The organism is Winogradskyella tangerina (assembly GCF_003260205.1).
Lineage (GTDB): Bacteria > Bacteroidota > Bacteroidia > Flavobacteriales > Flavobacteriaceae > Winogradskyella > Winogradskyella tangerina.
Window position 1 is genome coordinate 41997 of the sequence record NZ_QERF01000004.1, and the last position, 20954, is coordinate 62950.

General features: G+C 34.9%; 15 protein-coding genes. 5 read left to right on the forward strand and 10 right to left on the reverse strand.

The window, feature by feature from the left end; all coding sequences use genetic code 11:
- Nucleotides 1-16 precede the first annotated feature (16 nt).
- The 7 genes from DDY94_RS07375 to DDY94_RS07405 form a co-directional block, all read right to left on the reverse strand.
- Nucleotides 17-2092, reverse strand: a complete 2076-nt coding sequence (locus DDY94_RS07375; protein WP_111683420.1) for a CHAT domain-containing protein — start codon at nucleotides 2090-2092, stop codon at nucleotides 17-19.
- A 28-nt stretch (nucleotides 2093-2120) separates the two neighbouring features.
- Nucleotides 2121-3422 carry a CHAT domain-containing protein gene (locus DDY94_RS07380; protein WP_111683421.1) on the reverse strand — a complete coding sequence of 434 codons (1302 nt, stop codon included), beginning with the start codon at nucleotides 3420-3422 and terminating at the stop codon, nucleotides 2121-2123.
- A 19-nt stretch (nucleotides 3423-3441) separates the two neighbouring features.
- A complete protein-coding gene (locus DDY94_RS07385; RefSeq protein ID WP_111683422.1) occupies nucleotides 3442-5448 on the reverse strand; it encodes a caspase family protein in 2007 nt (668 codons plus the stop codon).
- Between the two features lie 18 nt (nucleotides 5449-5466).
- Entirely contained in the window at nucleotides 5467-6891 is a 1425-nt protein-coding gene (locus DDY94_RS07390; RefSeq protein WP_157957275.1) for a hypothetical protein, read from the reverse strand.
- A gap of 21 nt (nucleotides 6892-6912) precedes the next feature.
- Entirely contained in the window at nucleotides 6913-8346 is a 1434-nt protein-coding gene (locus tag DDY94_RS07395; protein ID WP_111683425.1) for an alpha/beta hydrolase, read from the reverse strand.
- A 48-nt stretch (nucleotides 8347-8394) separates the two neighbouring features.
- Nucleotides 8395-9930 (reverse strand): trypsin-like peptidase domain-containing protein, encoded by a 1536-nt coding sequence (locus DDY94_RS07400; RefSeq protein WP_198658926.1) that lies wholly within the window; start codon nucleotides 9928-9930, stop codon nucleotides 8395-8397.
- A 145-nt stretch (nucleotides 9931-10075) separates the two neighbouring features.
- The gene (locus DDY94_RS07405; RefSeq protein WP_111683429.1) at nucleotides 10076-10228 is read right to left on the reverse strand and encodes an SsrA-binding protein; all 153 of its coding nucleotides are present in this window, start codon (nucleotides 10226-10228) and stop codon (nucleotides 10076-10078) included.
- A 596-nt stretch (nucleotides 10229-10824) separates the two neighbouring features.
- Here DDY94_RS07405 and DDY94_RS07410 point away from each other — a divergent pair.
- Nucleotides 10825-12780, forward strand: coding sequence for an endonuclease (locus DDY94_RS07410; protein ID WP_111683431.1), 1956 nt, complete (start codon nucleotides 10825-10827; stop codon nucleotides 12778-12780).
- A gap of 81 nt (nucleotides 12781-12861) precedes the next feature.
- Here the strand turns inward: DDY94_RS07410 and DDY94_RS07415 are convergent, their stop codons facing one another.
- Together DDY94_RS07415 and DDY94_RS07420 are read right to left on the reverse strand one after the other, a co-directional pair.
- The gene (locus tag DDY94_RS07415; RefSeq protein WP_111683433.1) at nucleotides 12862-14817 is read right to left on the reverse strand and encodes a M56 family metallopeptidase; all 1956 of its coding nucleotides are present in this window, start codon (nucleotides 14815-14817) and stop codon (nucleotides 12862-12864) included.
- Between the two features lie 2 nt (nucleotides 14818-14819).
- The gene (locus tag DDY94_RS07420; RefSeq protein WP_111683435.1) at nucleotides 14820-15179 is read right to left on the reverse strand and encodes a BlaI/MecI/CopY family transcriptional regulator; all 360 of its coding nucleotides are present in this window, start codon (nucleotides 15177-15179) and stop codon (nucleotides 14820-14822) included.
- A gap of 163 nt (nucleotides 15180-15342) precedes the next feature.
- Between DDY94_RS07420 and DDY94_RS07425 the strand changes: the two genes are divergently transcribed.
- Nucleotides 15343-16293 (forward strand): calcium/sodium antiporter, encoded by a 951-nt coding sequence (locus DDY94_RS07425; protein ID WP_111683437.1) that lies wholly within the window; start codon nucleotides 15343-15345, stop codon nucleotides 16291-16293.
- 45 nt (nucleotides 16294-16338) lie between these two features.
- Here the strand turns inward: DDY94_RS07425 and DDY94_RS07430 are convergent, their stop codons facing one another.
- Nucleotides 16339-17355 (reverse strand): glutamine synthetase beta-grasp domain-containing protein, encoded by a 1017-nt coding sequence (locus tag DDY94_RS07430; protein WP_111683730.1) that lies wholly within the window; start codon nucleotides 17353-17355, stop codon nucleotides 16339-16341.
- A gap of 173 nt (nucleotides 17356-17528) precedes the next feature.
- Between DDY94_RS07430 and DDY94_RS07435 the strand changes: the two genes are divergently transcribed.
- From DDY94_RS07435 to DDY94_RS07440, 3 genes are all read left to right on the forward strand, one after another.
- Nucleotides 17529-19715 carry a glutamine synthetase III family protein gene (locus tag DDY94_RS07435; protein ID WP_111683438.1) on the forward strand — a complete coding sequence of 729 codons (2187 nt, stop codon included), beginning with the start codon at nucleotides 17529-17531 and terminating at the stop codon, nucleotides 19713-19715.
- A gap of 215 nt (nucleotides 19716-19930) precedes the next feature.
- Nucleotides 19931-20068 (forward strand): hypothetical protein, encoded by a 138-nt coding sequence (locus DDY94_RS16120; RefSeq protein WP_157957276.1) that lies wholly within the window; start codon nucleotides 19931-19933, stop codon nucleotides 20066-20068.
- Between the two features lie 182 nt (nucleotides 20069-20250).
- Complete coding sequence (locus tag DDY94_RS07440; protein WP_111683440.1) at nucleotides 20251-20919, forward strand: porin family protein; 669 nt, start codon at nucleotides 20251-20253, stop codon at nucleotides 20917-20919.
- Nucleotides 20920-20954: the final 35 nt, after the last annotated feature.

A 20954-nucleotide genomic window follows, 5' to 3' on the forward strand; every position in this document is an offset into this window, starting at 1 on the left:
ATTTTTCTTTCGGTGGCTACTCAATTAATACAAAGGCAGCCCATTTTTCTGGGTTGTTCGGATAAGATTTAAGCATTTTTCTTTGAGTTTCTATAAAGGCTTCGCGAACTGTATTATTATTTAACCACAACTCATAGAAACTGGTCATAAATTCTGCAGTTTCGATATCTGGCACCTCCCAAAGACTCATTATGATCATTTGAACACCAGCCATTTTAAAAGCGCGCTGTAGTCCATAAACGCCTTCATTACCTTTGATATCTCCTAACCCGGTTTCACATGCACTTAATACCACTAATTTTGTGTTAGAAAGATCTAGGTTCGAAATTTCTAGGGCTGTCAGAATTCCGTCATTTCTTTCGTATGGATTGCTTCCAAATTGCCACGCGTAATTGGCATGTGCCAATAGTAATCCCGAACGTAATAATGGATTCTTGGCTTTCTTAAATTCTACAGTATTTGCACCATTGTCCTTATTGTTATCAAAAAAGAAACCATGAGTTGCTATATGCAAAACGTTAGGACTTTTACCATTCAGCGATTTGAAAACAGTTTCTGTTGCGTCATCACCAACAAGTTGATCAGATGTCTTAAAATTAGAACTAAATAAGTCATTGATATTGTTAATCTCAGTGGCTGAGCCTTCAAGATATTCCCAAGATTTAATCAATTGTTGGTCATTCAAATTATCTTGAGACATTAAAACTTCAGATAACGATGGTTGATTACTGAAAAGTTTTGTTTTGCCTTCAACATCAAAATCATAATTAATCCCGCCGACAAAAAGCGCATCTTCAGATTCAGGATTGTTGCGTTTCAAAGTTATAACCTTAGAATTACTCACTTGCTCAAGGTCGTATAACTCGATGAGTCGTTCGTTTTTTTCATTGGTTAATGCAGCAAAGGCAACTTGATGTAAAATACCGTCAGGAGAAAAGTAGATTTTAGAAACACCTTTTAATTCTTCTTCCAATGGCGAAAGAATTAAATTGTAAATTTCTTTTGCATAACTAGAGGCATTCACTAAACGGCCTTTTGAACCTCTTGCTTTATATAGATTTGCTGAGGAATTTTGACTTAAGATGGTTTTAATTTCTTTCTCTTCAAAAAGTGGTATTATCTTCGGGTATCTCCAGTTTTTCTTGAAAAGTTGCGCTACATAAATAGTGTTATCTGTCCATTCGCCATCGTACCGTCTAAAATGGGTGAATTCTATAGAGATCTCATCCTCCAACAGCGCTGTTCTTCTCCAATTGATAGGTCTTTTGCGCTCATCTTTAAAATGAAACTGATAAATGGTTACTAATTCAGACTCAAGACCGCCTAAGCGATCTCTACGAAGTTCAAAGTCTTCAACACGTTGCGATTCCGGGAGGCTGAGCTGAAGGGCAATGAATTCTTTTTCGTTAATGTAGGCGTTTATTTTCTGATTAATATTGGCATTGTTTATAGATCTTAGTTTTCCGAGGATGTCTTTTGAGGTATTTAACAAAGCACCTTTAGTTAACAGCGTATTATTTACAAGCAGCGTATTGAATACACCGTACTTGTAATTGTATTTGTACGCAAAAGAGTGAAACAAATTAAAATAGGGAAGAATGTTTTCGTTGATAAAACGCTCTTTTTCATCATTATAGCGTTCGCTCAAGGCTTCTTCTGCATGTGCGAAAAGTGATTGGTTGATTTTGGTAAACGTTTGAATAATTTCTCTGGGGTTATCAGTATCGTTATAGAATGCTATAAGATTGACTAAGGATTCTTCAAAGGATTTACGTTCAAATTCTAAATCATCTTGCCTTACTTTATTTAGTTCGATATTAGTTTTTAGTTCATTTTGTGTGTCCTTGGTATACCTGTAATAAAAGTTGAGTTTAAATAAAATGGTTTTAAGATTGTGGTTAGAATCTTTAAAATTCTCGTAAGCGAAAGCTTTAAGATCTTCACCTTCAATAATGGCCTGCATTACCTTTCCTTCTTTAGCAAGTTTATTGATCTCTTCGATTTTGGTGTCAAAATATTGCTGAGGTTGGTCCTTAGATTGTGAAAAGGATTGCAAAGTGATAAGAATAATAAATGAAGCAAGAAATTTCATAGTGAAAGTGTGAATTTTCAGAATTTATCTAATATGGAACACCAAAAATTGAGAATGCTGCCCAATGTTTAGGATCATCATTGATTTCATTTTTATATTTTAGAATGGCCGTTCTTAGCGCTTCATGAGGCATTAAGGATTTGGCAATTTTAAGTTCGTTAAAAAAGAAATTCATTAAAGTCGCTGTTTCAGAATCACTTATATTCCATAAACTCATTAAAACATGATTAGCACCAGCAATTTGGAAGGAACGCGCAAGCCCAATTATTCCACCTTCATGAGATTTTCCAAGCCCTGTTTGACAAGCACTTAATACTACAAGATCTGCGTTAAGCATGCAGTCGTGACGTAAATTCATGATTTCACTCAAGGTGAGGTATGGTGAACTATCATCAGATTCGGCCAATACTAAAAAACTATTTTCCATTGGGTTTTCTGAATTTGAAATCCCATGCGTTGCAAAATATAAAAGGTCATAATCACAAATGGCGTCAATCACATTTTTCTTTGTAGCGTTCTCTCCACTAAGTAATGTGTAACTATCAACTTCTAAATTGCTAGTAATGCCTTTTACTTCTATTTCTGCTCCAGGTAAATCTGGAAATTCCCAAATGCTATCATTTGGGTATTTTGGATTACTCGTGAAAAGCGCATTTTCCCATTTGTATTTCATTTTTTTAGAAAAATAGTCAGACTGATTTACCTTATTCGAAACCATCAATTCAAATAAACTAGGCGCTATGGAATAGCTCATTAGATCAACTAAGTAGCTATCATTAATTTTGAAAGCATAAAAGGGTAAAATTGAAATATTCAAGGTCGGAACAATAATGATATGTTCGTAAGTAAGCAGCTCAAACTTCTCAGGAAACAGCAATTGATTGACAAATTTATAACTGCGCCTTAACTTCTTATTTGGAACAGATTTAGCCACTGCGCCTCTTAATTTGGGAGAGCTATTTCCATTCGAATTTGAGAAATACAAGTTGCTATTATTGATGTGTTCAATTAGTGATTCTTTGTCAACCAGAGTTGAAGTATACTGACGATTTTCACTTTGATCGAATAAGTTGATTTTTAAGGAATCATTTTCATAACTATAAACCAATAGAGCTGTTTTTTTTTCATAGTGATCAATACACCAACTGAGATAATCTTCACTTACCTCACCTGACGTAACCCATTCTTCGGGAGCTCCTCTTTTCATGTAAAGGTCCTTAAGATTTTCTTTATGAAGTTCAATAAGGTTTATGTCATTTTGCGCATATGAAGTGGCGCAAAAAGTCAGTAAGAGATAAGTAATACAGTATCCTAGTCGCTTTGAAATCATTAAATGATGCTTTATTATTCTAGTCTTTACTTCTCACAATCTCATAGACAAATTCTGTACTAAATCCGTCAATTTTACCAGTTCGTTTATTTCCCTTATTCCCTCTGCTTCCACGAGTTTGAGTATAAGTTTCACCAATAAAATCTTCTAATGGATTATTGCCTCCTGCACTGCGCGTAGAAACCGGACCTCTAGTTTGAACGGTCGGCCTGAAATTAATAGGTTTAGACGTTGCGAATCCTTTCAAAATAAGTGTTTCATAAGGATCTCCAAATTGGAAAAAACAATTATCAAATCGCATTGTTTTACCAGGAGGAATGCGACGTTCGTTATCTGTTAATGTGCAATCGTCATTCGGCATAAAAGGTGCTATTTCGCCCTTTGAATTTATTTCAATTATGCTAAAATAAAGAGGTTGCTGACTTTTATTTGTAACTTCTAAAAACACAACATCATCTTCTGTATTTACTTTGAAAATACCATCGCTATCAATAAATGCATCATCCTCTAAAAACTCGATATCGTCAATCTCAGCATCATATCTAGCAGGGATTAATCTAAATTCGAATTCGTAATCAAAGTTTTTTAGACTGAGATCCTTCAAATAAATACCCTGAGCATAATTAAAAAGTTTGTTTACAATGTCCTTGAAGTTGTAATCACCATCAATCTTCGTTTGCTTGTAGATGGTTTCATCACTTTTATTTTGGATATCTTGCCCGCTAACCGTCAGGATTGAAAGTGTACTATTCGACTCCTCAATGATGAGATCGGCATCTAAAGCATCTTGTACAATACTACCTATTTTCTTTTCACTTAAGAATTTTTCAAGTTCGCGATTTATAGATTTTGAAGACACTGATTTATCCAAATAAAGATTAAGTTGAATATCTCCGTATGAAGGTTCATCAACAAAAACCCAAAATTCTTTCTCGTTTGTTGAGTTTAATGGTGCCTCTAGTTTTATTATGGCTTCATTGAAATAGGCTTTTGTAATTTTACCAGTGGTGATGACGTCTTCATCATTAACCTTTGTTGTTCCAGATGGCAAGATCTTAACCGTTGTTTCTGCAAAAAGGTGTTGTAATTTGCCAGCATTGATCTTTATGATATCAGCTCTAGATACTTTTGACACAGGGAAATAAGGTTGTTGTTTAACGTATTCGCCACCAAATAATTTATAATCTAAATCACCTTCTGCAGTAGGTGTCTGATTTGGTGAAATTACATTCATGTTTGCCGAAATTGATGAGAACAACTTCCTGTAAGTAACGTCAGAACCTAAGTCTGACATGGCTTTAGAAAATGCAAAACTTAGCGAACCATAACCTTCATATTCATAGTTAAGTTCATCTGCTGAGGCACCAGATAGCATCACAAAAGGTGCTGCTTCTGGTCCGGCCTTTGTAGGTTCTAAGAGTCCGCTACCTGCCTTGTTTTTTTCTTTATTTGGTGTCCATCCTGGAGGTGCAAATGTAGCCTCCCCACCGCGAGCTTTCCCGCCACGTGTAGCAGAACCAGAATGACAACTATCTAATAGTATCAGTAATTGTCCGGTTTTACCCAAAGCATTCCTGAAATTGGCAATAATATTTCCAAGTTCATCATCTCTAATATGATTTTCACCTTTGTAGTTTGATGTATATCTAACTAGGGCATCATAGGGTACAATGGACTCGTCTTTATCATCAATTTCTTCACCATTATCATCGAAGATCTGTTGTCCATGACCAGAATAATGGATGACTACAATATCTCCAGGTTTAATTTTAGATTGTAGATCATTGATAGCTGCTAAAATACCGACTCGTGTGGCTTCAGCGTTTTTTAAGACTATGATGTTCTCTTCTTTAAATTTTTGATCTAACAACGTATTCTTTATTAGCGGTACATCATTTACAGAACTTATAGAGGACCAACCTGTACGTGCTGGATATTCACCAACAGCCACAATAAGCGCATATTTTTCGGCCATAGCATTGAGGCTGAAGGCCATCATAAGTGTAAGAAGTATAAATTTCTTCATAATAAAATATTTTAGCAATTAGTTTAAGTCGAACAGACTAAATGAGATACCGAAATAATAGCCGAAATCATAGACGTTTCTTGTAAAATCATCGACGTTATCAAAACCTGTAGTATCGCCAACGGATAAACCATTTGTAAGTTGTTTTACAGGTCCATAGGCTAAACCGCCCGACAGTGATAGTCGGCTTTTACTGCCAAAGAAAATTGAAGGTCCAAAAAGGAAATTCACACCGTCAATACTATCATTGGTAGAAATTGGTATGGAGAGCCCAAAACTTCCACCGATATTAAAGTTTTCACCCATAAATGGATAGAAATTGATCATGGTACTTAGGTTTGGCACGAAGAAATCATTTTTGTCTGCACCAATCACACCACTATCTAAAAAGTATTTGTTAGAGTTTGAGCCAAAATTATTTAAGGTCATGGCTACGCTGGTATTGATCTTAAAACCACCTTTAGATCTTAACTTAATATGCCTCGTTTTTAGGGTTGTATTAGTATCATCCACATCTCTATCATTAGAAAAATCACTTTGCATGAATTTCAATTCAATATCTACTTTATCTGCTGATAATTCATAGTCATAAGTCTGCTCGAAATTAGAAGCTTCTAAGGTTGTGTAGAGTGCACGTAACTCCTGCAAACTTTCAAGACTTCTGTTTGTAGATTGTGAGAGGTTAGCCATAAGACGTTGCAGATCTGCTAAAGCAATGTTTCTCGACACCAATTCGCCACGAGATACTTCTTCATCTTCCATAGATGTTTCTAATTCGTTAGACATGGCATTGATGTTATTTTCTAATTGAGATCGACTATCCTTTATAGATTTTTCTACTCTTGCCAAATAGACGTAAAAGTTGTATTTAGCACTTGGCAAACGCACATCTTGTTCAGCGTCGGCCGTCTCAACTAAATTTTTCATTATAGTCTCTTTGTCTAAATTAGGATTGAGAAGATTTGATAACAATGTTGTTTTTAGTGCTGAAACATTGGTCATAGTATTATTTAAATCTTCAAAATTAGTTGTCGCGGATGCACTTCCTCTCGAGCCACTTTCAGAACTAAAGATCTTTGTATCGGGTAAATTTGATGTATTCAGATTTATATCATCATCCGTAAAAGATTTAATTCCGCCTAGTAAAGAACTAAAGTTAAATCCTTGTCCGGCTGAAACTAGATCTTCTTCTACAACATCTGTTTGTACTTGAACTGCAAAAGGATTTACATTCTGAAGTTTTAGTTCTACCAAGCTATTTCGTTTTATTCGAGAATCGTTTAGCGTATCTGAAACGTTTCCGTTTTTATCTAACTTTAAGTATTTAACTTCCTCGGTTTGGTAGTCGTAGGTAACTCTATAGCGGTCTTGTCCAAATACAGTCATTGAGCAAAGAAGTGCTATCAAGAGTGTGTAAATTGATTTAAAGTAGTTTGTTTTCATAATTAAAAATTTAAAATGAACTTACTGTTTTATTTTCCAGTAAATGTTGTCTTTTAGTTTTGCCATATACAATCGTTTTCTATCGAGGGCGCGTTGCCCAGATTGTATAATATCAAAGATGTCGGCAATAATGGAATTGGTGTCTGCAAAATAGGAATGACTTAGAAAACTTGTGTCGATACCTGTGGCATCAATAGTTTCTACGCCTTTTACAATTACCATTTTATCTCCAGCATCTCCGGCTCTGTCATTTCCATGAAGCATTTTAGAGGCCTTTAGGGCCAAATCATCGGAAGAGACATATAATGTTATTGGTTTTTTTGTTTTGGAGACCATTTGAGGCGCAATTTCATTTTTAAAAACATCTGCATCAATATCTGGTGCAGCTAAAATGATCTCTTTAATTTTTGAACGAAGCTCTGGTTGATCTTCCAATACCTCAATAAGAGCTCTGGTTAAACCTCTATTGCCCATACTATGGGCAACGAGATAAATTTGCTCTGCTTTACATTTTGAAAGATAATCTTGTAAAAATCGTTTGATATTTTTACGTGACCATTCAATATTCTCTTCGTCTTTACCATATCTGAATGTTGAAGCTTGTGAAGGCCAGCTGTAGAATACCGCTTTCCCATCAAACTTTAGGTCGTAAGATATTTGAGCGGTGCGTTTGGCCGCCTCACTGAAGGAAGTATTGTAACCGTGAACAAATAAAAAGGTACTTTTCTTTTCAGATTTTTGAATGTCATTAGCCAAGCGATCAAAAAAGTATTTCTTCTCCAAGAGTGAAATTTTTTGAAGCATTACATGCTTAGAAGGGTCTTCAGAAAATTCAAATTTCCATATTGAAGGACTTTCAATTTCACCAATTCTATGGTCGTGAGGAATGCTCACTTCAACAATACCATATTTTATAGAAGAGCGTTTGTTTCCGAAGGCCTCATTTAAATCTTTTGAATTTGTGTAATTCCGATCGGTTCCGAAAAAAACAGGAAGTTTTACAAAATCGGGTTCTTTGCCTTTACCTCTATCAATAGCATCAGGATCTACATAGAATAGGCATATTCTATAATTTTGCTCAACAGTAGTGCCGTTGACAATATAAGTGATCCAAAGTTTAAAATCACCCTGATTTTTAAAACCGTTATTGGCCAGTAACCAGAAACGAAATTCAAATCGATTAAAGCTTTCTAGTGATTCAAATGTGCGGTTCTTATAATTGGCCTCAATCTGAATTTTTAAACTATCTAGCTGAACTAATGAATCAACTTTCGCAAGCTTAAAATTGGAATAATCACTTCTATTGGTAAGGCAAGAATCGTTCTGTGTGATATTACGATCTAATAATTCTAAGTAATTATTATTCTGACTAAAAATACCAGAAGGAAGGATGCAAATACATATCACCATCAGGCATCTGTAAAAGCTTTTATGTGCATCTATTTTAGGGTACATTTTGATGACAATGATTAATAGCTATAAATTTTTATCAGATTAATTTGATTATAATCTTCCTTTGCGTGCTTTTTTCAAATACTTCGCTAAAGACTTATGTCCTGCGCGTTTAGCAACTTTCTCAGGTCGTCTTTTGTCTTTATTTTTGGCCTTGGCGCTAACACCTTGCTCAATTAATATTCTAACCATTTCAAAATCACCATTCTTCGCAGCTAAGTGCAAAAGATTGTCATTTCTCGATGTTTTTACTTTTGAATCGGCTCCATAATCAATGAGTGTCAACACAACATCGTTCTGACCATTTTTAACCGCCTCCTGCAAAGCTGTGTGTTGATAGTTTAAACCGGCATCAGCAAGTATCTCATTTTCTAACAATAGCTTTAATGCATCAAGGTTTTTATTACTGATTGACAGATCAATTAATTCTCTAGCGTAGTCATCAGAAAGTGTTTTAGCTGTGGTTTCTAAAATTCCTTCAAGTGCATAAAGATTGTTAACCGAAATCGCCAAGGTTTCGAGTCTGCCGTTCGATTTCGCATGATCGTGATTATAGATCCAATTATAGGCATTCCATGTGTCGAATCGGTCCGAAAGATTATTGATCACTGCATAATGCAAATTTTCATAAACAGCCATGATTAATGCAAAACCCGGTACTGACGTTATTTTATGAGCTTGGCAACCCGCAGTATATCTTACTGAATTCCACTGTACTGTTTTTATACATTCACAGTCTGAATCGTAATAATAATCTCCAGTTAAACTCCAATCGTCATCGTAGGTTACGGCACCTCTTACTAAAATTCCTTCTAAAAAACCGTTCTCATCAAAAACTGGTCCACCAGAATTTCCTGGGAAAGAGTCTATGTCACTCTTAAACCAATTACTAGGTGAAATATCTACAACAACTGCATTGGTGGAGAACTTTAGCGGTAATCCCTTAGGAGATCCTATTGTATTTATTGCGCCACCGTTTAACACAGAACCGCTCGTTCTGAAGCGATATGGTGTTCGGTCTGATTTCCGTTTTAATTTTAATACCGCATAGTCGTCTTCTGTTTCGTCGTCGAGTTTTGAAGTAATAATACTTTCTACCTCATAAATATTGTCTTCGCTAAAGTTTAGTTTTCTATTATTAATGAACTTCAGGTCACTCGTATAATCAAAAACCCAAACTATACCTTCTGCTTCTTCCATCGAATTGATGCAATGACCAGCTGTAACCAAAATATCTGGTGCTATCAAAAACCCCGTACAGGATCCTATTGCTGGTTGATCTAAAAATCTAACATCATCTGAAATTTTGATGTCCCTGCCGTATTTATTTTGAATTTTTTCTCGCAAGGACCAGGAGTAGAATTCTTCATTGAATATGTTGTTTCTAGAAACCATTACGGCGGTGGCACGAGCAAAGTCTTGAAAGCCTTCTGCATCTTTGACCTCCACACGATCATCATCTCCAAATACACCTCTAGTTACTTTTGTACCTGGTTCGGCAAAAGGGTACTCGATGATTCTTTGGTCTTGTGCGCTGAGCGAAATGAAACAAATTAATAAGAAAAGAGTTGAGGATAAATTCTTCATAATAGTCATAATTAATAGCAAGTTAAAGTTATATTATTTTATGATTTTAACAAGTAATATGCCAAAATGATAAATTATAAATTCAGACTTTGAAGAATTATTATATTTTTTAGGGTGCTTATTATTGCATTTTTAGCCCTGATTACTAGTCAATTGCACGTTTTGTTACATATGCACGCCAGCCAATAATGGCAAGCTGAATTTTGGAGGCTTTACTCAGATCTAATTGCCTTTTAGTATAACTCGGAAGGACAGTTTTGTTGATTTTTGCAATAATCTTAAAGAAGTTGGTCTTCATGTTTTATTGTATGCTAAACATAAAGTCAAATTTTTTGATTGATATTGGGTAGAAACAAAAATAGTAAAACTTACTCTAGAATTAAGTTTTACTTTTTTTGATTGTTGGTTTGGTTGGTTTAAATTTTAGAATATTGAAAAAATAACATCAATAATCAATTTTGCTAAAGTCATCATAATTTTTTTGGTTTAGAGGTTAATAAAATGTTTTAATTTCTTGATTGAGTTTTCAATATATATCGAGGACAAATAATCTTCCAAACGTTTTAATAAAAATCGACGAAATTGCATTTAAAAATGTAAGTAAAAAAATTAAAAAGGTTATAATAAAATGTGACTTGCCTTCAATCAAATTACAAAATATAATATATAATTGCTATTATGATTTCAAAAGTATAGTTTTGTAGGGGCTTTTTGGATGATATTTTCAAAACGTAGAGGGATTTCATCTTTAAAATGCCCAATTTTGGCCATTTCGTCTTTTTTGAAAGCTGACCACCTGATATTTATCATAGAATTTCCCACTATTTTTTTGTAATTAATTTTGTCTTAATCTTTCATGAGTTTTTTACAATTATATTTGTGGAAAATGTAACCATGAAAAGAATTTTTCCCATCCTTCTTTTTTTGATGTCCTATTGTGGTTGGTCACAAGTTTTGGTCATCAATGAATTCGATCCTGATTCACCTAGTACAGATACTGCTGAATTTATTGAGATAAAATCTCAAACACCGAATTTTTCAACTAATGGATATATTCTGGTTTTTTTTAATGGTTCAACCAATGGGGAAGATTCTAGTTATTTAACCATTGACTTAATGGGTTTAGAAACTGATAACAATGGTTTATTAGTTATTGGTGGCGCAGAGGTTGTTCCTTTTCCGCAGTTGATTATATCAGAAAATTCTATACAGAATGGCGCAGATGCTGTTGGCATATATCAAGCCAACGCCAGTGATTTTCCTGGTGGTACTTTAGCCACACAAACAAATCTCATCGACGCCATGGTATACGGAACCAATGATACTGAAGACACTGTTCTTTTAGGTTTATTAGGTGAAACGACTCAGTATAACGATAATGGAACCAATTCTAATCCGAGGTCCATTCAACGCTTTGTAGATGCTATGGATAACGAATCTTATTCAACGGCAACTCCAACACCACGCCGCGAGAATGATGGCTCAGGGATAGCCATAAATCCTATTTCTATTTCGGTTGGAGCTACACAATTTGATGAAGGAGGTTCATTCGATATTACATTTACTTCTGAAGTGAATGCGTCTTCAGATATCAATTTTACAGTAAGTTTGGATAATTTTGGTTTCAATTCGATGGATTATTCCGGTTCTGTTTCTCTAACTATTCCTAATGGACAGAATTCGACAAGTACAACTATAACTTTAACAGACGATGCAGAGGATGAAGGCGACGAGGTCATGGTAATTCGATTTTTAGATTTGATTGAACCAATAGTTCCTTCAAACAATAATGTTGAGGTTAGAGTAGTAGACAATGATTTTACAGTAGCTCCTTGGGGAACACCAGTAAACCCCACAGTTGGAAATGTGCAAAGTACGCAGCCAAACGGTTATTACGATTCTTTGGATGGTCTTTCTGATTTGGCTTTAAGACAAGCTTTGCAAGACATTATTGCCGACCCAAATACGGTAAGAGCTCAAACCTATGCTGATGTCATTGATATTATACTCGAAGCCGATCAAAATCCTGGAAACAGCAACCAGGTATGGTTAGTCTATACAGAGCAGGGTAGAGCTAAGTTAGATCTTCAAACAGGCAGTAGTAATGTTGGAAAATGGAATAGAGAGCACACTTATCCGCGCTCGCGTGGTGGGTTTAATGATATTGATAGCGATGATATCGCCGATGGAATAGACGTTTTTTGGACTACCGAAGCAGATTCTCTTCGTCATGGAAATTCCGACGCTCATGCCCTAAGAGCAGCCGATGCTGCCGAAAATAGTGCAAGAGGTAATCAACACTATGGACAGTATACTGGGCCAAGCGGTACCTTGGGTAGTTTTAGAGGTGATGTTGCGCGTAGCGTTCTTTACATGGAAATTAGGTATAACGGATTGGAGGTTGTTAACGGATTTCCTAATTCTACAGGGCAACTAGGCGATTTGGCTACACTATTAGATTGGCACAGGAATGATCCTCCCGACGATTTTGAAATGAATAGAAATAATATCGTTTACACATGGCAACTAAATAGAAACCCATTCATAGATCAGCCTCTTTTGGTAGAGTATATATGGGGAAATAATGTGGGTGAGGTGTGGAGCCAGTCTTTAAGTATAGACGATTTTGAGCAGTCAGAAATTACTATTTATCCTAATCCTACTGATGGTAGAATTTATCTTGAAGGGGATAAAACTGAATCTATGGAGGTGTACTCCCTGGAGGGAAAATTACTAAATAGGTTTACTGAGTTTGAAAACTATATTGATCTAAACCTAAGTTCGGGATTATATATTCTTAAGCTCTTAAATGGCGATAAATCAATAGTTAAAAAATTGATTGTAAACTAAGGTTAAGATTAAAGTATAAAAAAGCCAAACTCATTTATGAAGTTTGGCTTTTTCCGTTTAATTGATTGATGAAATTATAGACTAGTCTTTTTTCTTTTTTAGTTTAATGATTATAACACCGTTTTTACCTTTGTCACCATATTTTTCTCTTGCGCTTTCGTCTTTAAGCACCGTCATAGAATCAATTAGTTTAGGGTCTAAGCTCTGGAAATAATCTTTTTTTACCTCTTTACCATCAACGATAAATAAAGGATCTTTCCCATTAAGTCCAGAAATGTAAACGTTGTTTTTATTCTTCCCGTTGCTAATAGTTATTAGTTCGTTTTGATCATTGTCGTCAGAGATCCAAACATTAGCTTTTTCTCCTTCGATGATAACGTCTTCTGAAGCATCAACATCAATGCGCTTACCATTTACAATTACGATCTCTTTATCGTTATCATTTTCCTCTTCTACAATAATCTCAACTACGTTGTTGTCATCACCCGAGATCACTTCAACGTTTTTAGCTCGTCTGACGGTTTTTACCTTTCCCTTTTTACCATTTTTTCTGATTACGATTTTAGATTCATGCTCGTGTTCAACATCTTCATCGTGGTCCTCATGAACTTCTGTCATTACCACCACGTTATTACCTGAACCTGCCTTCTTAATGGTGAAAGTACCTTCATCTGTAGTTTCATAAACATAAGTATTATTTCCATGCTTTGCATGCCCACCACCTATAGAAATACTTTCATTTTCCATATCGTAAACGATTTTTAATGGACTTATAGCATTTTCTGAATTAACGTTGTAATTGGCATTTGAATTTTTTGATTTTGCATCAATTTTGATCGCTGTGATTTCGCCACTTTTGTTACGTTTTACACCTTTGAATTTAACTGTAAGACCTTCCTTTTTAAGATCTGCTTTGATCTTATCGAGCTCAGCATCAGTAGTGTTTTTATCAATTATTGTGATTGAGATATCACCATCTGCTTTTGAAACGGGTTGAGTTACCGGCTTCGTATTCGTAATTGATGTACTTGAAGCTTTAGCGATATTTTCAGGTTCTGTTGATTTATTTTCAACTTTAAGATCAATAGTTTCATCAGAATCCAAGGAATTGTACAAATCGTTTAACTGATCAGTAGCTTCTTTTTGCGGTGTATCGGCAAATTCCTTTGGTTGTTCTTTTTCTATGAAGATTTCCTTCGTGTTAAAGCTCATTAGGAAAAGTGCCAGAATGGGTAATACTAAACTGTACTTCCAAATATTAACTTTTTTAGATTTCGATTTGTGTAACATAATTATTCTTTTTTTGATTTGTGAATTATAAAAATTGTTGGTGATTAAAAATTTGTGTTGAGGTACACTCGACTTCAATAAAATCAATTGATAGCTTTTTTCGCAATTTGAAAATTCTTGTGCTTTTTTATCGGCTATAAATTCAAGATTCTGTTTTACTTCGCGCTTATAAAGCCAAATTAAAGGATTAAACCACATTAAAACACAGGCTAATTGCGTTAGAATAATATCTATAGAATGCAATTCGCTAGCATGGGCTTTTTCATGATTTAGAATATGTTCTAACTCTTCACTCGAATAGTTGTTAGGGTTATAAACGATCCAATTAAAAAATGAAAAAGGTGGTATCTCATTCTCGGTTTCAATAAAGGTGTAAGAACCACTTTTGAAGAATTGGTGTCTGTTAAACAATACCTTCAAAGAAGCAAGTTCAATGCATAATTTTCCTAAGAAAAAAATCAAACCAATCGCATAGATTATACCTGCTAATTGCAACCAGTCTATTGCCATTGCATTAGACTGTGCTTGCGGATCTTGAGTAATAGTATAAATGTTCGACGTTTCGATAATAGTTGGTGTGTACTCAATATATATAGGTATTACGATGAGTGGTGTTAAAACTGCAACTAACAATCCGATTAGTAAATACCCACGATTTGTTTGAAAAAAAGTTTCACGCTGTAAAAACAGTTTATATAGTATATAAAATATAGCTATGACGGCTGATGCTTTTAATAAGTATTCCATAGTTATTTTTTATTTTCAATTAGTGAAATAATCTCTTTGAGTTCGTCGATGCTGATTTTTTCTTCCTTAGCAAAAAAGGAGACCACATTTTTATAGGAGTTATTAAAATAATTCTCAATGGCAGTCGTCATAAAACGTTTTTTGTAATCTTCCTTTGAAACGATAGGATAGTACTGATGGGTCTTCCCAAATGCATTGTAACTCACATAACCCTTTTCTTCTAAATTCCGAATGATGGTCGATAAAGTATTGTAATGTGGCTTTTCAGTTTTGATTTCTGCCAATACATCCTTTACGAAAGCTTTTTCTAGCTTCCATAGAATATGCATTATTTCTTCTTCTTTATTTGTTAACTTCTGCATTTTGATATTAAATTTATTATCCGGAATTCAAATATAACTAAATTTATAGTTATAAAACTAAAATAGTAGTTATTTAACGAAAATTTTAGTTTTTCGTTGCTTTAAAAAGGAAGTGTTATCTTCGCCGTTTAATGAAAAAGAGGATTAAATTTTTGTTTAAAAGATGAGCATATTTCTTGTTCTTGTTGGTTTAGCGGCACTTGTTGTAGGTGGTGATTTTTTAGTGAGAGCATCGGTCGGACTCTCTTTCAAACTAAAAATCTCAAAGTTGGTCATTGGAATGACCGTGGTGTCATTTGCAACATCAGCACCCGAATTGTTGGTGAGTTTACAGGCTGCTTTCGACGGTGTTACAGATATTGCTCTCGGAAATGTAATTGGGTCTAACATAGCTAATATTGGGTTGGTTCTAGGAATTACAGCTATTATTTCTCCTTTAGTAGTAGATAAAGATTTCTACAAGTTAAATTGGCCAATGATGATGTTGGTCTCTTTCGCTCTTTATTTCTTTTTGAAAAATGATCAGGTATTATCAGCAATTGAAGGAGCAATCTTATTTGTTGCTTTAATGTTATTTCTATTTATACTTATTAGAAGTTCAAGAAAAACGATTAAGGCTAATTTAGAAGAGGTTGACGATACTTTAGCGGTGGTGTCAAATTTTAAGATCGTTGCCTGGCTATTAATAGGTGCTGCAGGATTGTATTTTGGGTCGGAGTGGTTAGTGGATGGCGCTAAAGAATTGGCCAAAACGGTCGGTGTTAGCGATTATGCTATTTCCGTGACGGTAATTGCTATTGGTACAAGTGTGCCAGAATTAGCGGCTTCAGTTATTGCTGCATTGAAAAAGGAAAAAGCTATTTCGCTCGGTAATCTCATAGGCTCTAATATTTTTAATATTGCTTCAGTGCTTGGTTTAACCGCTATTGTTAAACCTATTGAGGTTAATCCAAACACACCTGAAATATTATCAACGAATATTTTTTGGATGATCGCCTTTGCAGCTGTTTTGGTACCATTAATTTTAATTCCGAAGCGATTCCAAATAAATAGATTGAAAGGATTCTTGCTATTCGGAGCCTATCTCGTTTTTATCGTATTAGCTTTAAAATAAAAAAGTCCGCAATTGCGGACTTTCTATCTTAACATTTATTGCAAATTATACATTTGCACTTTTTACAGTCTTAACAATTCTTCCTGCAACCTTATATGGGTCTGCATTAGAAGCAGGACGACGATCTTCTAACCATCCTTTCCATCCTTTTTCAACAGTAATAATAGGAATACGTATCGAAGCACCTCTATCTGAAACTCCATAGCTAAATTCGTCTATAGATTGTGTTTCGTGATCACCTGTTAAACGTTGGTCGTTAAACTCACCGTAAACAGCAATATGTTCTTTAACTACTGGTCTGAAGGCTTCACAGATCTTTTCATATATTTCTTTGCTACCCGCTGTTCTTAATGTAGTATTAGAGAAGTTGGCGTGCATACCAGATCCATTCCAGTCCATATCTTTACCTAGTGGTTTTGGATGGTATTCTATATAGTAACCATACTCTTCTGTTAAACGGTCTAACATGTAACGTGCAACCCAAATTTCATCCCCAGCTTTTTTAGCTCCTTTAGCAAATAATTGGAATTCCCACTGACCAGAAGCAACCTCTTGATTAATACCTTCAAAATTAAGTCCGGCTGCAATACAGTAATCAGCATGGCGCTCAACGAGCTCTCTACCATGAGTATTACGTCCACCTACAGAACAATAATACATTCCTTGTGGTGCAGGGTAACCACCAACAGGGAAACCAAGTGGTAATTGTGTTTTTCTGTCCATTATAAAGTACTCCTGTTCAAAACCAAACCAGAAATCGTTATCATCATCATCGATTGTAGCTCGTCCGTTAGATTCGTGTGGTGTTCCATCGGCATTTAAAACTTCAGTCATTACTAAATAACCATCCTTTCTAGCAGGATCTGGATAGATCGCTACAGGCTTCAATAAACAATCTGAAGAACCTCCTAATGCTTGTCGGGTAGAAGATCCATCAAAAGACCAAATCGGACAATCTTCTAATTTACCACTAAAATTCTCCTCAATTTTAGTTTTACTTCTCATGTTTTGAGTTGGCTTATAACCATCCAGCCATATGTACTCTAATTTAGATTTACTCATCATTATATAATTTATAATTTGACCATGCAAAGATTACCTTTTTTTTTAATTGGTCAAAAAATAGAGGGTGTTTTAGATGAAATGTTATTAATAATTGTTAATAACCCTATTTTTTGCAGGGTCAACTAGTCAAAATTAATAATTTCGTATTTTTGACCCAAAATTTTATCAATATGTCAACATTAAGATTTCATGCTGTAAAAGAATCCTTAAATCGGAGGCCATTAACCGTCGATGAGACCAAAAGACGGTCAGAAGTTTTTGGTTCAAATGTTTTCAATGAAACAACAATGCGCCAGTACTTAACTAAGGACGCCCTAAAAAGTATCATGGAAGCCATTGATAAAGGATCTAAAATTGATAGGGTTTTAGCAGATCATATTTCTACTGCGATGAAAGAATGGGCTATTTCTAAAGGAGCCACACATTATACGCACTGGTTTCAACCGTTAACTGGAGCTACCGCAGAAAAGCATGATGCATTTTTTGAAACTATTGGAGACGGATTGGCTATTGAAAAGTTTGGAGGAAGCCAATTGGTGCAGCAGGAGCCAGATGCTTCAAGTTTTCCGCATGGTGGTATTCGAAATACTTTTGAGGCTCGAGGGTATACCGCATGGGATCCAACCTCACCAGCTTTTATTTATGGAACTACCTTATGTATTCCTACAGTTTTTGTTTCCTACACAGGCGAAGCCTTAGATTATAAAACACCATTATTAAGAGCATTGCATGCCGTTGATAAAGCTGCTGTTGCTGTATGTAAATACTTTGATAAAAACGTTAGAAAAGTCAACGCATCTTTAGGATGGGAGCAAGAATACTTTCTAATAGACAATGCTTTGGCAACATCAAGACCAGACATCGTTCTAACAGGAAGAACCTTATTGGGTCATTCTCCTGCGAAGGGGCAACAACTAGATGATCATTATTTTGGCACCATTCCAGCGAGAGCTATGGCCTACATGCGTGATCTCGAGAACGAATGTATGTTGTTAGGTATTCCTGTTAAAACACGCCATAATGAAGTTGCACCAAATCAGTTTGAATTAGCCCCAATTTTCGAAGAGGCCAATTTAGCGGTAGATCACAATTCTTTATTAATGGATGTGATGCAGAAGGTAGCACAACGTCATAATTTTAAAGTATTAATGCATGAAAAACCATTTGCTGGCGTAAATGGATCAGGTAAACATAATAATTGGAGTCTAAGTACCGATACAGGAATTAATTTATTATCTCCTGGTAAAACGCCAATGAGCAATCTTCAATTTCTTACCTTCTTTATCAATACGATTAAGGCAGTACAGACCTATGAAGAATTACTTAGAGCGGCAATCGCCTCAGAAAGTAATGATCATCGACTAGGCGCTAACGAAGCTCCACCTGCGATAATTTCTGTATTTATTGGTGCCCAGTTAACAAAAGTACTGGAAGAATTAGAATCAGTGACTAAAGGTAAGCTGTCACCACAGGAAAAAACAGATCTTAAACTTAATGTTGTCGGTAAAATTCCTGAAATTCTACTCGACAATACAGACCGAAATAGAACTTCTCCTTTCGCATTTACAGGTAATAAGTTTGAATTTAGAGCTGTAGGATCAAAGGCAAATTGTGCTAATCCCATGACTGTATTAAATACCATTGTTGCCAAGCAACTTATTGATTTTAAAGCTGAGGTTGATGTTTTGATCGATGAAAAATCCATGAAAAAGGATGATGCCATATTCAATATATTAAGAGAATATATTAAAACGTCAAAGGCTATTTTGTTTGAAGGGAATGGATACAGTGAAGCTTGGGAAAAGGAAGCTAAAAAACGAGGTTTAAGTAACAATAAAACAACTCCAGAAGCTTTGAAAGTGAAGGTGTCTAAAGAAACTATTGCCCTTTTTGAAAACCTTGGAGTTATGAATCCGGTAGAGGTACAGGCACGTTATGAAATTGAAATGGAAGAATATATTCTCCATGTACAGATTGAAAGCAGAGTTATTGGTGATATTGCCCGAAATCATGTGGTACCAACTGCCGTGAGATATCAAAATATTTTAATTGAAAATGTTACTGGTTTAAAAGCAATATATGGTGATAAATTCAAGGATCTTGCGCAAGAACAACTCGAATTGATCGAACAGATTTCTAAACACATAGAGGCGATTAATTCATTGGTGACCAAGATGATCGACGTTCGGAAAAAATTGAACAAAGAAAACAATTTAGAGAAGAAAGCCAATGGTTACTGTAAAAAGGTAAAACCGTTTTTTGAGGAGATCAGATATCACAGTGATAAGTTAGAATTAATGATTGATGATGAGCTCTGGCCATTGACCAAATACAGAGAACTTTTGTTTACCAGATAGGTGTTTTGGTTTAACAAAGTGCTTTTAAAACTGGTATTAAACTACGTAATTCTACGTAGAAAATAATTTTTAAAAATATTTTTCGTGTCGTTTGTCGATGACTATTGTCGCGTTATCGAAAACCCTGTTAATTAAACCAAAAAAACCAGTCTTGGCGGACTTCACAACAGGTTTATTTAGTATGTTTGTAGTGCTATTAATCAATATTTGTAAAAATGAAGAAGTTACTATTAAGTGTAGCTATTCTTGTGGGTGCGACTCTAATTCTTTCTCAAGACAATTCCGAAGACATAAAAGATGTTGTTAAGGATGAGGTTGTGAATATACAGCCCGAGCTACAGACGGAATCCTAAATTTAAGTAAAACATAATCAAGCCGATAGGCTAGTTAAAATAAATAGGATAAAGCTAAAATTTTAGCTTTATCCTATTTTTATTACCGTTAATCCTATATTTTAAAGGAATTCAAATTTTATTTAGCTTATTTGCTCAACTCCAAATCTATATGATATAAGCTTACAACTAATTTATGTAAAATGTTTACTATTGCTAAGAACCATTTACTACTTATAGTTTTAGCCGTTTTTTGTTTTGTCGGGCATGCACAAGACGAAGAAGTTATCCAAGAGGATAATTCATTTCCCTTTTATAAAATTGAGTTCTATAATCTGCGAGGCACAAATGTCATTGATGGGGGTGTCGGGTTAGCTTTGATAAATAGCGATTATCCAGATCCTGAAATAGATATGCATTTAAGAATAGGATTTAAACACTATTTTACTGAATCCTTGAATGTTAATCTTTCCTTCAATAGATATAATTTGGCATTCAACGAGACTTTTCATCAGGGTTTTATGTCTTTCGATTTTAATTTAGAATATTTAATTCTTCCTTGTGATGAATTGTCACCATTTATTTACGCCGGTTATGGCTATAATACCACGACCGATTTTGAAAACTCTCAACCAAAAGTGCAGGCTGGTTTAGGTGTAGAATATTTGTTGTTCGACAAAGTAGGGGTTAAATTGTATGGAGAATTCAATTATGCACTTTCAAATGAAATGGAAGGGCTGATCGTACCAGATAATGATGAATACTTCATCAGAGCTGGCATAGGAATCAACTACTACTTTGGCGGCGAAAAAAGAAAGAACCGCTTGATGGAGAATATCGAAACAGTAATAAATTCTAATTTGCTCGAATAATTCATTACTATTCTTAATTTTGCAAAACCAATATC

Excerpts from the sequence above, each read along its gene's own strand:
- DDY94_RS07375 (WP_111683420.1), bottom strand. The coding sequence starts at position 2,092 with ATGAAATTTCTTGCTTCATTTATTATTCTTATCACTTTGCAATCCTTT.
- DDY94_RS07380 (WP_111683421.1), bottom strand. The coding sequence starts at position 3,422 with ATGATTTCAAAGCGACTAGGATACTGTATTACTTATCTCTTACTGACT.
- DDY94_RS07385 (WP_111683422.1), bottom strand. The coding sequence starts at position 5,448 with ATGAAGAAATTTATACTTCTTACACTTATGATGGCCTTCAGCCTCAAT.
- DDY94_RS07390 (WP_157957275.1), bottom strand. The coding sequence starts at position 6,891 with ATGAAAACAAACTACTTTAAATCAATTTACACACTCTTGATAGCACTT.
- DDY94_RS07395 (WP_111683425.1), bottom strand. The coding sequence starts at position 8,346 with ATGTACCCTAAAATAGATGCACATAAAAGCTTTTACAGATGCCTGATG.
- DDY94_RS07400 (WP_198658926.1), bottom strand. The coding sequence starts at position 9,930 with ATGAAGAATTTATCCTCAACTCTTTTCTTATTAATTTGTTTCATTTCG.
- DDY94_RS07405 (WP_111683429.1), bottom strand. The coding sequence starts at position 10,228 with ATGAAGACCAACTTCTTTAAGATTATTGCAAAAATCAACAAAACTGTC.
- DDY94_RS07410 (WP_111683431.1), top strand. The coding sequence starts at position 10,825 with ATGAAAAGAATTTTTCCCATCCTTCTTTTTTTGATGTCCTATTGTGGT.
- DDY94_RS07415 (WP_111683433.1), bottom strand. The coding sequence starts at position 14,817 with ATGGAATACTTATTAAAAGCATCAGCCGTCATAGCTATATTTTATATA.
- DDY94_RS07420 (WP_111683435.1), bottom strand. The coding sequence starts at position 15,179 with ATGCAGAAGTTAACAAATAAAGAAGAAGAAATAATGCATATTCTATGG.
- DDY94_RS07425 (WP_111683437.1), top strand. The coding sequence starts at position 15,343 with ATGAGCATATTTCTTGTTCTTGTTGGTTTAGCGGCACTTGTTGTAGGT.
- DDY94_RS07430 (WP_111683730.1), bottom strand. The coding sequence starts at position 17,355 with ATGAGTAAATCTAAATTAGAGTACATATGGCTGGATGGTTATAAGCCA.
- DDY94_RS07435 (WP_111683438.1), top strand. The coding sequence starts at position 17,529 with ATGTCAACATTAAGATTTCATGCTGTAAAAGAATCCTTAAATCGGAGG.
- DDY94_RS16120 (WP_157957276.1), top strand. The coding sequence starts at position 19,931 with ATGAAGAAGTTACTATTAAGTGTAGCTATTCTTGTGGGTGCGACTCTA.
- DDY94_RS07440 (WP_111683440.1), top strand. The coding sequence starts at position 20,251 with ATGTTTACTATTGCTAAGAACCATTTACTACTTATAGTTTTAGCCGTT.